The 13,626-nt window shown below is 39.4% G+C and carries 12 protein-coding genes; 10 read left to right on the plus strand and 2 right to left on the minus strand.

Annotated features, from left to right (window positions below):
- Window positions 1-75 precede the first annotated feature (75 nt).
- From J4G36_RS16525 to J4G36_RS16550, 6 genes are all read left to right on the plus strand, one after another.
- Window positions 76-1,635, plus strand: a complete 1,560-nt coding sequence (locus tag J4G36_RS16525; RefSeq protein ID WP_210471509.1) for a collagenase — start codon at window positions 76-78, stop codon at window positions 1,633-1,635.
- 353 nt (window positions 1,636-1,988) lie between these two features.
- Complete coding sequence (locus J4G36_RS16530) at window positions 1,989-2,552, plus strand: acetate uptake transporter (protein WP_210471510.1); 564 nt, start codon at window positions 1,989-1,991, stop codon at window positions 2,550-2,552.
- A 157-nt stretch (window positions 2,553-2,709) separates the two neighbouring features.
- Entirely contained in the window at window positions 2,710-3,684 is a 975-nt protein-coding gene (locus tag J4G36_RS16535) for a tRNA dihydrouridine synthase (protein WP_210471511.1), read from the plus strand.
- Window positions 3,685-3,809: 125 nt separating this feature from the next.
- A complete protein-coding gene (locus tag J4G36_RS16540; protein ID WP_210471512.1) occupies window positions 3,810-4,448 on the plus strand; it encodes a DUF6037 family protein in 639 nt (212 codons plus the stop codon).
- A gap of 100 nt (window positions 4,449-4,548) precedes the next feature.
- Window positions 4,549-5,205, plus strand: coding sequence for a reverse transcriptase-like protein (locus J4G36_RS16545; RefSeq protein WP_210471513.1), 657 nt, complete (start codon window positions 4,549-4,551; stop codon window positions 5,203-5,205).
- 229 nt (window positions 5,206-5,434) lie between these two features.
- Window positions 5,435-6,415 carry an aromatic acid exporter family protein gene (locus J4G36_RS16550; protein ID WP_210471514.1) on the plus strand — a complete coding sequence of 327 codons (981 nt, stop codon included), beginning with the start codon at window positions 5,435-5,437 and terminating at the stop codon, window positions 6,413-6,415.
- Window positions 6,416-6,524: 109 nt separating this feature from the next.
- On the opposite strand, the gene J4G36_RS16555 is transcribed toward J4G36_RS16550, so the two are convergent.
- Together J4G36_RS16555 and J4G36_RS16560 are read right to left on the minus strand one after the other, a co-directional pair.
- The gene (locus J4G36_RS16555; RefSeq protein WP_210471515.1) at window positions 6,525-6,725 is read right to left on the minus strand and encodes a PucR family transcriptional regulator ligand-binding domain-containing protein; all 201 of its coding nucleotides are present in this window, start codon (window positions 6,723-6,725) and stop codon (window positions 6,525-6,527) included.
- 2 nt (window positions 6,726-6,727) lie between these two features.
- A complete protein-coding gene (locus J4G36_RS16560) occupies window positions 6,728-7,897 on the minus strand; it encodes a PucR family transcriptional regulator (protein ID WP_210471516.1) in 1,170 nt (389 codons plus the stop codon).
- A gap of 195 nt (window positions 7,898-8,092) precedes the next feature.
- On the opposite strand from J4G36_RS16560, the gene J4G36_RS16565 reads away from it, so the two are divergent.
- The 4 genes from J4G36_RS16565 to preA all read left to right on the plus strand — a co-directional run bounded on the left by J4G36_RS16565 (window position 8,093) and on the right by preA (window position 13,552).
- Complete coding sequence (locus J4G36_RS16565) at window positions 8,093-9,340, plus strand: Zn-dependent hydrolase (protein WP_210471517.1); 1,248 nt, start codon at window positions 8,093-8,095, stop codon at window positions 9,338-9,340.
- Between the two features lie 160 nt (window positions 9,341-9,500).
- Window positions 9,501-10,904 (plus strand): dihydropyrimidinase, encoded by a 1,404-nt coding sequence (gene hydA, locus J4G36_RS16570; protein WP_210471518.1) that lies wholly within the window; start codon window positions 9,501-9,503, stop codon window positions 10,902-10,904.
- Window positions 10,905-10,932: 28 nt separating this feature from the next.
- Window positions 10,933-12,276, plus strand: a complete 1,344-nt coding sequence (locus tag J4G36_RS16575) for an NAD(P)-dependent oxidoreductase (protein WP_246880682.1) — start codon at window positions 10,933-10,935, stop codon at window positions 12,274-12,276.
- 13 nt (window positions 12,277-12,289) lie between these two features.
- Complete coding sequence (preA, locus tag J4G36_RS16580; protein ID WP_210471520.1) at window positions 12,290-13,552, plus strand: NAD-dependent dihydropyrimidine dehydrogenase subunit PreA; 1,263 nt, start codon at window positions 12,290-12,292, stop codon at window positions 13,550-13,552.
- The last annotated feature ends 74 nt before the right edge of the window (window positions 13,553-13,626 follow it).

Raw genomic sequence — 13,626 nt, forward strand, 5'->3', positions numbered from 1 at the left:
ATACATGGTAAAATATACATAACCCACTTAAGTTAGTGAGGAGAAGTATCGATTTTAATAAATAGGAGTGACTTATTGAGGAAAATAAAAAGTGTTCTTATTACGTTTTCTTGTTTAGTATTAACAGCTTTATTATCAGGCGTTATCTTTCTGTTTGTAAATAATATCGAAGGAATAATCGTTTTATTATCAGGTTTAATTTTTTTATTTGTCTTGTTTATAGTGACAATAATCGGTTTAATAAATGGCGAAATTAAGTTATTAAAAATGAATGGTAGGTTTAACGTTTCGTTAGCCATTTCATATTTAGTAGTGACGAGCACGCTATTATGCGTAATGTGTTTTTTAAACTATGTGATATATGATACGTATGGAGATTTGTCTGCAAGTGGAAAAATGAAACTACTTCAAGAAAAAGTAGTCGCAAGTGAGGAATTGCAAAAGGTTATAGGGGATTATCCTGTTTTAGAGCATGGTCATATAACGTTTCGATATCATCCAGATACGGAGAAACCAGTGTATGAAATTATTCATACAATGGAAAGTATGACTGAACTTGAAAAAGAAGTTTTCGGACGGGAGATTACGAAGACTGAAAAACTAGAAGTGATTGCTCTTCGTAATTCTAAAGAGTACATACAGTTGAACCCATTATCTACTGAAACAGTCGGTGGATCCTATGACTCAAGAAATAAAAGAGCAATGGTTTATCAGGAGAGAGAAAGTTTCGATGATGATAAGTCATTTATGATTGGTACATTTGCACATGAATATAGCCATTATCTCATTGATTTATTTATAATGGAAGAAGGACTAAATGATAATGATATACCTGCTTGGTATAAAGAAGGAATATGTGAACTTTTTCATTATGAGATTGTAGATACAATTTCAATTCCCGGAAAAATAGACACCAGTTTAAAATATACAGACCTACACACATCAAAAAAGTGGAATGCTGCATCTGAAAAGACGGATGTCTATTATTTAGCCAAAAGGGCAATTGGATATATAGTAGAACACCAAGGAGACGTAAAGGATTTATCGACTATTCTCCTTCAGCAAAAGAAAACTGGTTCATTTGAGCGATCCTTTGACCAAATAACGGGATTGCAATTAAGTACATTAAACGAAACTATTTTTTCAGTGGAGAAAGATTTACAAAAAGCATGGATTGCTTGGTCGCAAGAATCGGACATTGAAACTGCTGAAAAACTTTATAAAGAAATAACCAAGAAACATCCAAATGAAAGTATAGCGTGGCATCAATACGCATTGATTCTTGAAGAACAAATGAAATGGGATGAAGCACTCAATGCTAGACGAAAAGTGATTAGCATAAATCCTGAGGAAGCTGCCGGTTTTCTCAACCTATCCTATTTGCTAACAATCTTTGATTCAAAAGAAGCCTTGGAAATGGCAAATAAATCTTTAGAATTAACGAAACAAGAGCCATATGGGAATGTAGTATTTGTCCAGAAATGGGTAGACGAAATCTCTAGCTATCATGAATTGATGAGTGAAGAAAGATTCGTTGAGGCCTATCAAGTAATTCTTCAAAGTGAACAATTATCCTTTCAACCAACAATTATTGAGGAATTAAAAAAACAAGTACAAGTGAAATCCCCATCATAATTAATAACATCTTTCATTTTCTTTGATGTCCATCTTAAGGGCGGCGCATAAGAGTGAGAGATTTTTTACTTGGAATCAAGTATGAGATTGGGTTTCTTCTAAAGAAGATCGTAACGTGATAAAGGTACCTGTGCATGGTGCAATTATGACAATTCGTGTACTTGAATAAAAAGCCAATAGAGTATTGGAAAAGTGTTGTATAATCAGGGTCTAGTCATCATATTATGCAATTGTAGTGTATAAACTGAATAGTTTCTTGCACAGGTACCTACTTTCATATTATTTGTAAAGGCGATTGTTTTACGATATACTCTTATAGTTTTGATAAATAATATGGAGGCATCAACATCAACATGGCAAACGAAAACATTCAATCGACGATTGCAAATCCAGCTCCACTAGGGCTGTTCGCATTCGGCGTGACGACTGTGCTCTTGAACTTACATAATGCGGATATCATACCGCTTTCAATTGTAATTGTTGCAATGGGTTTCGCGCTAGGCGGCGCTGCACAGATAATAGCCGGTATCATGGAATATAAGAAAAACAACGTATTTGGTGCAACTGCCTTTACTGCTTATGGCTTTTTCTGGTGGTCTTTAATCATCATATGGATCAATCCATTTAGTGAAATTGCAGCTGCAGATGATAAGAGCATGGGGTTCTATCTTCTGCTTTGGGGTATCTTTACATTCATGATGTTTGTAGGTACACTGAAGCATAATCGCTCATTACAGCTGGTATTTCTGACTTTGACAATGTTATTTTTACTATTATCAATTGCAGATTTCACTGGCATTCATTCAATACAGATTGTAGCCGGCTGGGTAGGAATCGTATGCGGAATTTCAGCTATGTATACAGGCCTTGCACAGGTTATTAATAACGAATTTGGTAAAATAATGTTACCACTTTAATTTAACAAATTGAATTTGAAAAGAGCAGCTTCGGCTGTTTTTTTTATTATAGTTACAGCGTTTTTAGTGTAAAAAAGAAGTTACTTATGTAATTGATCAGTATAATATGAGCAGGAACATCTTGACTTGGGATAGTGGTTTGACCCAGTGTCCAATTATGAAAGGATTCGAATTTGATATGAAAAATAATTTTTGGCGTGATTTACCACGACCGTTTTTTATACTGGCACCGATGGAAGATGTAACGGATGTTGTTTTTCGTCATGTAATCAGTGAAGCAGCTAGACCTGATGTGTTTTTTACAGAGTTTACAAACACGGTGAGTTATTGTCATCCGGAGGGAAAAGAAAGTGTACGTGGACGTTTGACTTTTACAGAAGACGAACAGCCAATAGTCGCTCATATATGGGGCGATAAGCCTGAACACTTTAGGGAAATGAGTATTGGCATGGCGAAACTAGGATTTCAAGGTCTGGATATTAATATGGGCTGTCCTGTGCCTAATGTGGCATCGAAAGGGAAGGGAAGTGGCCTTATACTACGTCCAGAAGTTGCAGCAGAAATCATACAAGCCTCAAAAGCAGGTGGTCTGCCTGTCAGTGTGAAGACAAGGCTTGGTTACAGCGATTTAGACGAATGGCATGACTGGCTAACGCACATATTTAAACAAGACATCGCTAATCTTTCTATTCACCTGCGTACGCGAAAAGAAATGAGCAAAGTCGATGCGCATTGGGAACTGATTCCGAAGATTAAGAAACTTCGCGATCAAATAGCGCCCGATACGCTTTTGACCATCAATGGGGATATACCTGACCGTCAAACTGGTATGCAACTCGTCGAAAAGTACGGTGTTGATGGGGTTATGATTGGCCGCGGTATTTTTCATAATCCTTTTGCTTTTGAAAAAGAGCCGAGAGAACACAGTAGTGAGGAATATCTTGATCTCTTAAGATTACAACTAGACCTTTATGATAAATATTCAGAAGAGTTATCACGTCCATTCAAAACACTTCATCGCTTCTTCAAGATATACGTGCGCGGCTTTCGTGGCGCTGCAGAATTAAGACATGAAATGATGAGTACAGCGTCAACAGATGAAGTGCGTGCATTGCTTGATAACTTTGATTGATTTAAGTTTTTTTAATACAGGTCATGATGTGTCGAAAGTTCATTATTAACTAATTTTATTGTTTGAGGTTATAGATACTATATTTATGCTACTTTTTATAATACGTTGTGGGGGGAGTTAATATTATGGCGAATGTTTTTGATAATTTAAAGCCCTTAAAAAAAGATATGGAAGAAAAAGGTTGGTGTATTGAGTCTTTCCTATTTAAATATAAACAGATAGATTTTGTAGTACTGATAAAATTATATGAAGATGACGAAGCAAGACCTGAATATGCACTGTTAAAAATCGAGTTTTTAAAGCAAGGAGACTTTGATGATAATTTACTAGTTCCTGCAAATTCAGTAAAGCTTTTTGTTGAACCCAAAACGTTAAGAGAATATTTTAATATTGAGTATACAGAAAATATCGGGAATATACTTCGACAATTTAATCAACAATTATCAACATTTATCCCTTCTAAAGTGATTGAAACTAAGTCGAATATCCAAAAAGAAGCTATGGTTCGTTCACTTAACCAAAGCGATGCAGAAAACCCAAATAAACAATATTGCTATGCCGTAAGGAGAAATCCTATAAAAGCAGATGGAACATTAGGGCAACGGAGCCTGTATAATGATAACAAAACTAGACTTCTTCGGCCTGAACTATATCAAAAGTTAAATGTAGACAAAAATTTGAGCTTCTGCTTTTCAGTTGATCTGAATGAGGAAAAAACAAATGAAAATATTATTTATAATTGGGCCAGGAATAAAAACAAGTAATCGGCTTCAAAACATGAATAGGCTTGTTATGTCGAGTTGACTTCTAAAAGAGCGTCGCATTAGGTACACTACAGGGACAAACTAAGTTGGAGGAATTGCGATGAAGGTTATAATCGAATGGCGTTACCGAACTCCTAGAGGAACGGAAACTGTCTTTCATTCGGATGAAATGAAAGCAGCCCATGCCATGCTCATAGCAGAAGACTTGGAGAAGACGGGACGTACGAAAAGCTTGAAGTTTATCGATCAACACGAAAACACGTGGACGGTCAAGCAAATGAAAAGCTTTTTAAAAGAAATCAAAACAGAGCCGCATAATATTACGGTCTATTTCGATGGCGGTTTCGACCAAACTACAAAGGGATCTGGATTGGGTTGCGTCATTTATTATGATCAAAATGGAAAATCTTACAGACTCAGGCAAAACGCATCTGTTTTGGAACTCACATCGAATAACGAAGCGGAATACGCAGCACTTCATCTTTGCATAAAAGAACTTGAAAATTTAAATGTCCACCATACTTCTGTCAAAATTATTGGGGATTCTCGGGTTGTCATCAATCATTTAACCGAGGAATGGCCAGCAATCGAACAAAACCTGTACACTTGGGCAGACCGAATCGAAGCGAAAATGAAAGCCCTGGGAATTACACCAGAGTATGAGTTAGTATCTCGCAAAGGGAATACAGAAGCAGATAAATTAGCTACACAAGCATTGAACGGAATCGAGATTACAGCAACGATAGAAGTTCTTTAACTTGATATTGGTACCTGTGCAAGGTGCACTTATGACAATTCAAAAATTCGGATAAACATCCAAAAGGATATCGGAGAAGTGCGTATCGACGGTATCCTTATTTAGCTTTATGCAATTGTAGTGTATTGACTGAATAGTGTCTTGCACAGGTACCAAAAGAGGTATTCAATAGAGGTATTCGTAGAGGTACCCGAAAAGATTTACTTAAATGAATTTACATATAAAATAATTGGATGGTGCTGCTGTGATTGGTATGGGCTATCGAACGATAAAGACAGCTGTAGGAGCAGGGCTGGCAATTTGGATTGCGAGTTTATTGGATTTAGAATTTGCAACATTCGCTGCCATTATCGTTATTATGTGTATCGAGAAAACGAAGAAAAAGACATTAATCACAATGAATAAAAAATTCCTTGCCTCTTTATTATCTTTGATTCTTGGCGCTTTATTTTTTGAGGTATTGGGTTATTACCCCATTGTTTTTGCCATTTTCATTTTATTATTTGTACCTATCCTTGTAAGATTAGGTATCCAAGACGGTTTTGTCACAAGCATGGTCGTCGTATTACATGTTTATACGGTAAAGAATGCGAACTGGGCTATGTTTTTGAACGAGTTCTACATTATTCTCATTGGTATGGGAATTGCGCTTCTGGTTAACAGTTTCATGCCAAATTTCAAGCAAGATATTGAAACCTTTAAGCAGAAGATTGAACAAAAGTTTGAAGTTATTCTTTATGAATTCTCTGCACATTTAAGGGATAGTAAGCGAAACTGGGATGGGAAAGAAATACTTGAGGTAGAAGATACAATCAATCAATCTAAGAGCATCGCTGTTCAAGATGTAGAAAATCATCTGTTACGAAAGCAAAATAAAGATTATTATTATTTGGAAATGCGAGAGAATCAACTTGAGCTTCTAAAACATATGATGAAAATCATTGCGATTGTCTCTTCCTCGAGCCTACCTGTCAAACAGAAAGAAATGTTTGCTGAGTTCTTGGAGAATTTAAGTCAGAAAGTCCATTCCGGAAATACAACCGACATCTCATTAAAAGAGTTAGAGGAATTAAAAGCATCGATCCGTGAGACGGAGTTGCCGCAGACCAGAGAAGAATTTGAAGTACGGGCGAATCTATTTTACTTAATTTTTGAAATGGAAAACTACTTAAACATAAAGAAAAAACTTTTTTCAAAAAGAAGCCGTTAGGGTAACGGGAAAGTGCTATGAAGTTTTGCTCTGCGCTTGGGATAAGAATCTAAAATTGATAAAGAGATAGGGCGCCCTTGTTCAATAACGGACAAGAGGTGCCCTGTTTTTATCTAAGAGCATATGCGATAGTCGTCAAAATTAATTCATTGCCTTTTAACAATTTGGCCGCATCCATATTTTCGACGATATGAACCCATTTGATGACATTGATTTGTACCTGAGCACCAGCAAGAAGCTTCGCGCTACTGAATAACTTTTTCGTCAGTACATCTGCTACAGTGAGTGAAAGTCCATTCCTATAACGCATAATTATTGATGTGTCAAAACATCTTCTATTAAAAAGGCCATATACAAATTGGTTTTTGTGAAAGGATTGGTGGCGTCCATATCTAATAGTCGTTCTACCTTTTTGATTTTATATAGGACAGTGTTGCGATGAATGAATAGACGCTTGCTAATTTTACTTGTACTACCGTTTTCTTCAAGGAAAATACGTAAAAATGTCACGTAATCAGTGTTGTGCAAAGCATCATATCGATAAAGCTGTCCAAGCATATCCTGTTTAAAGGATTCAATTAATGTCCGATTTTGCACGCCCATAATAATTTTGTAGGCACCAATTTCTTTATATTTGTATAAGAATCGGTTGTTGTGCAACTGTGCTAATTGAATGACAGTGAGTGATTCCTCGTAGCTTTTATTGATGTTTCCGTAGTCTTCATAAAAGTTTCCTTTGCCGATGATGACATTTAAGTTGCCGTTTTTCTGGGTGATTTTGTCGTAGATGTCTTCAACTGTTTTTGAGAAGGTGCTATTAGAGGTAGTGATTTGTGTTCGGTTGATAAGGTAGATAAGGTGATTTTTGTGCTTGAGTCTTAAAAAGCGTTTATATCTATTTTGGAATGCGAACTGAATGAGGATCTCATAACTATCAATGTTACTGCATGCATCTGTTGTTGTACAAGTGATGATGGCCAATTCTGCGCTTTGTGGAAATCCGAGTTGCATTAAATTTTTCCTTGTGGAATCGGCGTGCTGTTTGTAGTGAAACAGTGAGTTGTAAAGGACTTGGTCTTCGGTGGAGTGTTCTTGCTCGTGATTGGAGATAAATTGAAATGTCGTTTTTAAAAGATCAGCTATACGATAATCCCAAGACATTTGAAAAATGGGCAATTCATGCTCATTGGCAAACGAGATGACCGATTCAGGAATGTCAGGAATATAAGGTCCCGTATTCACAATAAAACCAGCTATTTTTTTAGTGTAAGCCAATTTAACGAGTTGTTTTAATGAGGTATTTTGATGTGGAAAGTTAATGCCTGTTGTCACAACTAATTCATTTGGTCGGCAAAACATGATTAAATCAATGCTTTCTACTACGTTAATACCCCTAACCCTTCGATACATACCGCTTTGTCCAGCTACTAATGTCAGCATTGGGAATAGTGCGCCCTCTACGATATTACGAATCGTCGCCATAACAGCCCCTCCTTACTATATAAATAACGTACCATAAAACATGTGCACTTGCACATGTTTTTTTAGTCACTAATCCATATCTTTTGAATCTTTTCTATTTTACAATTCTAATAGACAACCATTTTTAGATAACTATTAATTTTGAATCTTCACAAGAAACTACTTTTCGATAACTGTGAAAGAGAGGACTTGCATATGTATAAATGTAATAGTAGTCGATTGCAGGGTTTAATTGAACAGTTTAGTCAATTTGGTGCAACTGCCAATGGAGGCGTCACCCGTTTGTCGCTATCAAAAGAGGATCTATTAGCGAGAGACTATTTTTGTGAAATATGTAAAGGGTTAGGTATGAGCATTCAAGTAGATGATATGGCAAATATCTATGCGATTCTACCAGGAAAAAAAGAATTCCCACCAATTGTAATGGGATCACATTTAGACTCGGTTGAAAAAGGTGGCAGGTTTGATGGCGTCTTAGGTATTTTAACAGCAATAGAAGCGATACAAACGTTAAAGGAAAACGATATTGAGCTCGATACCCCATTAATGCTTGTGAATTTTACGAACGAAGAAGGTGCGCGCTTTGATCCAGCGATGATGAGTTCGGGTGTCATTGCTTCAAAATTCACTAAAGAGAAAATGCAGAAGTCTCTCGATAAAAATGGAATTACTTTTCAAGAAGCATTACAGGCAAGTGGCTACGCGGGGGAGCAAGAAAACCGTTTAACAGAAGCCCTTGCTTATATTGAGCTGCATATTGAACAAGGACCGGTATTAGCAGCAAAGCAATGCGAAATTGGGGTTGTCGAAGGCGTTTTAGGCATGGTGTGCTATGAAATTACCGTGACAGGTGAATCAAATCACGCTGGCACAACGCCGATGTCGATGCGTAAAGATCCAATGATTGTAGCATCTCGTATAATTTCGTCTTTGCATGAGCAGTTGGGCAAAATTGACGAAGAGCTTGTTTTCACATTTGGGCGTATGCACGTGGCACCTAATATTCATACAGTCATTCCAAAGGAAGTAGTATTTACCTTGGATTCACGTCATCAAGATCCAGCAGTGATGCGCAAAGTGGAGAAGCTATTGACAGGTTTAGCTTCAGAGGAAGAGGGTTGCCACATTCGCCCGAACAAGCTATGGGGGCGGGATACGGTATTTTTTGATGCGGATATTTGTAATGAAGTAGAAAAATCATGCCGTGACTTTGGTTATTCCTCCCATCGAATGTTCAGTGGGGCGGGGCACGATGCACAGTATATTTCAAGCTTCATCCCCTCGGCAATGATTTTTGTTCCAAGTATCAGGGGGAAAAGTCATTGCGAGGAGGAAGAAACAACATTTGAAGACTGTGCAAAGGGAGCAGACGTGTTACTGGAAACCGTGTTGACACTGGAAACGAAGTTCAGCATGGGTGAAAAATACACACTAAACTCATGATGAGTGCAGACTAGAAGACTATATCTCGCTAGCACATTGGTTCATCACTAAGTTAGCGTTGACGATAAAGTGCATATCAAGCTTTCCGTCTTGACGATGAGCCATCATATTAAAAGTATTTCTACAAATTTTACATTAATAAACGAAGGGTGAGGGTAGTGTGAAAAAAGTAATTACAGGTGGACTTATTGCGACAGCTTCAGATATGTATGAGGCAGATATTTTAATAGAGAACGGAAAAATCGTGCAAATCGGTAAAAATTTATCAACTGACGGAGCGGAAATTTTAGATGCAACGGGTAAATACGTAATGCCTGGGGGAATTGATCCGCATACGCATTTGGATATGCCGTTCAACAACACGGTGACAGACGATGATTGGAAGTCGGGTACAATTGCGGCTGCCTTCGGTGGGACGACAACCATTTTAGATTTTTGCTTATCTGCGGGTGAAGAAAAACTTACTACGGCTGTGGAAAAGTGGCATGAAAAAGCAAAGGGAAAATCAGCTATTGATTACGGCTTTCATTTAATGATTAGTGATTTAACGCCTGAAACAGAGGCAGAGTTACCGTTGTTACTAGAGCGGGAAGGGATTACGTCTGTCAAGGTGTTCATGGCTTACGCGAAAGAATTCCAGGCCTCAGATCGTACGCTGTTCAAAGCCTTTAAAATCGCAAAAGACATAGGCGCTGTTGTCATGGTGCACTGTGAAAATGGCTCAGTCATCGACGAATTAGTAACGGAGGCGAAGCAAGCCGGTCAGACGGCGCCAATTTATCACGCGCTGACGCGTCCCGCAGAATTAGAGGGTGAGGCGACGAAACGGGCCATTGAATTAGCGCATATCGCAGGCGCAAAGCTTTATGTTGTACATGTGACGTGTAAAGAGGCACTAGATGAAATTATCGCAGCTCGTGAAAAGGGCTATGACGTATACGGAGAAACATGTCCACCTTATTTAACGCTTGATCAGTCGGCGTTAGCACAGCTAGGCTTCGAGGGTGCGAAATATGTGTGGTCACCACCACTTCGCCCGAAATATCATCAAGAGCATTTGTGGAATGCGTTAAAAGCCAAGCAACTTCAAACAATTGGTTCGGACCAATGTTCATTTAGCTTTAATGGGAAAAAGCAATTAGGGTTAAATGACTTTTCTAAAATTCCAAATGGTGGACCATTTATCGAAGATCGTTTCAGCATTTTATTTTCTGAAGGTGTAGCGAAAGGGCGAATTTCCATCAATGACTTTGTCGATATGATTTCGACGAGTGCCGCAAAAATTTTCGGCTTATATCCACAAAAAGGAACGATTGCTATTGGTTCTGATGCGGATATCGTAATTTTTGATCCTACGGTAAAACGAAAAATTTCAGCCGACACCCACCATATGAATGTAGACTACAACGCGTATGAGGGCTGGGAAGTAACTGGAGAACCTATCAGTGTACTTGTACGTGGTGAATACGTCATTAAAAACAAACGATTTGTAGGAGCATTAGGCAGCGGTAAATATATCAAGCGTGCACTACAGCCGGCGACTGTACAAACAGTCAGCGTGTAAACATCAATCCATGAGGGGGAATGTTTCAATGACTTCGCAACTCGAACGAAATTTTGTGGAAATGAATAGCAGGATGACAAAAAATGAAGCGCTAGAAGAGGCGAATCGATGTCTGTACTGCTATGACGCACCTTGTATTACAGCATGTCCCACAAGTATTCAAATTCCGAATTTCATTAAAAAAATTGCTTCCGGTAATATGAAAGGTTCGGCCATGACGATTATGGAGGCCAATCCAGTTGGTGCAAGCTGTGCACGAGTATGTCCAACCGAGGAATTATGTGAAGGGGCATGTGTGTTACATTCCTCCACAAAGCCTATTAAAATCGGTCACTTGCAACGTTATGCAACAGATTGGGCAATGGAGTCAGACGTCGAGCTATTTAAAAAGGGCCAAACAAATGGACAAACGGTAGCGATTGTTGGCGCTGGACCAGCTGGTTTATCGGCAGCGCGTGAGCTTAGTCGTCTTGGCTATAGTGTCACAATTTTTGAAGCTGAAGCAAAGGCGGGTGGCTTGGGTAACTACGGAATCGTGTCATTTCGACTACCGAATGATGTAGTGGATTGGGAAGTTGCACAAGTTGTTAAGCTCGGTGTGGATATTAAAACAAACACAACCGTAGGCGTAGATATTTCAAGTGAGGAAATTTTAGCGCAATATGACAGCGTTATTTTAGCGGTTGGTATGGGATCAGTGCCTAATCTTGGCATTAAAGGTGAGGAACTAGTTGGCGTCCATGATGCCATTGAGTTTGTAAAGCACACGAAAATGGGTGCACTGACAGAAGACTTAGTCGGTAAACGTGTTGCGGTCATCGGTGCTGGTAACACAGCCATTGATGGTGCAACCTGTGCTGTGCGACTAGGTGCGGACCAAGTAGACATTCTTTATAGAAGAACAGAAAAAGAAATGACTGCCTACCAATTTGAATATGAATTTGCAAAGCAGGATGGCGTTGGATTTAAGTGGCTGACCGCGCCGAAACAAATTATCGGTGATGATGCAGGGAAAGTAGTGGGACTTGAATGCGTCAAGATGAAGCTTGGAGAGGCGGGTGCAGACGGCAGGCAACGACCTGAAGTAATAGAGGGATCTGAGTTTGTTATAGAGGTGGACGCGGTCATTAAAGCAATTGGACAAACGCGCTTTGTCCCGCTAATTGAAGCATTTGGATTGCAGCATACGGACGGAGTAGTAGACATTGACGAAACGACAATGCAAACATCAAATGACAAGGTGTTTGCCTGTGGGGATGTCGTGTTTGGCAATGGCCAAGGGGAAGCAATGGTGGTAACAGCTGCACAGCAAGGTAAAGATGCTGCTTACATCATTCACGAGCGTTTAAGAAAACCGAGCGGGATCGCATAGGGGGGAATGTAGCATGGCAGACTTACGAATTGACTTAGCGGGCATTAAATCACCGAATCCATTTTGGTTAGCATCAGCACCACCGACAAATTCGGGCTATCAAGTGCAACGTGCATTTGAAGCGGGCTGGGGTGGAGCGGTTTGGAAGACATTGGGCGAACCAATTTTAAATGTTTCATCGCGCTTTGCGGCTGTTAGCTTTAACGGACAGAGAGTAGCGGGCTTTAATAATATTGAGCTCATTACGGATCGTCCGTTAGAGGTTAATTTACAGGAAATTCTTGAAACGAAAAAAAGGTTTCCTGATCATGCCATTATCGCTTCATTAATGGTGGAGCCACAGCAGGACAAGTGGCATGAGATTGTTAAAAAAGTAGAAGCTGTCGGGGTTGATGGTCTTGAGCTTAATTTTGGTTGTCCACATGGGATGGCAGAACGTGGAATGGGGGCTGCTTCAGGTCAAGTCCCTGAATTGGTTGAAAAGCAAACGCACTGGGTGAAGGAAGTTGCACGCACACCTGTGATTGTCAAGCTAACGCCAAACATTACGGATATTACGATGACGGCAGAAGCGGCAGTGCGTGGTGGGGCAGATGCCGTTAGTATGATTAATACGATCAACAGCTTGGCGGGAGTCGATTTAGATTCATGGAATACAGTACCGCATGTTGGTGGGAAGGGGGCACATGGCGGATATTCTGGGCCTGCCGTCAAGCCAATTGCACTAAATATGGTAGCAGAATGTGCGCGAAATCCTTTCGTCAATGTACCGATTTCAGGCATTGGTGGGATTTCAAATTGGCAGGATGCTGCGGAATTTATGTTGATGGGTGCAACCGGTATACAAGTCTGTACAGCAGCGATGCACCATGGATTTAGTATTGTCGAAGATATGATTGATGGACTTAATAATTATCTGGATGAGAAAGGCATTGCCACAGCGATGGATATAGTCGGTCAATCGGTCCATCGTTATTCTGACTGGGGTGACTTAGATTTAAACTACAATATTGTTGCTGAAATTAATAATGATGTTTGTATTAATTGCAATAAATGCTATATTGCGTGTGAAGATACGGCACATCAATGTATTGACCTGTACACAGAGAGTGGTCGTCCGATGCTAAAGGTGCGGGAACAAGACTGTGTAGGCTGTAATTTATGCGCGATTGTCTGCCCAGTAGACGGTGCGATTTCAATGGTCGAAAAAGTGTCCACTATTGCACCGATGACTTGGAACGAACGTCAATCACTTATCAGTAATTTTGCTCGATAAAAGAAGTAAGGTAATTTACTATACGGCTGTGCGTTTCCCAGAAGTCGCACAGCATCCACGCCAATGCCAAATGA

Origin of the sequence: Sporosarcina sp. 6E9, assembly GCF_017921835.1 — a bacterium.
Taxonomy (GTDB): Bacteria; Bacillota; Bacilli; order Bacillales_A; family Planococcaceae; genus Sporosarcina.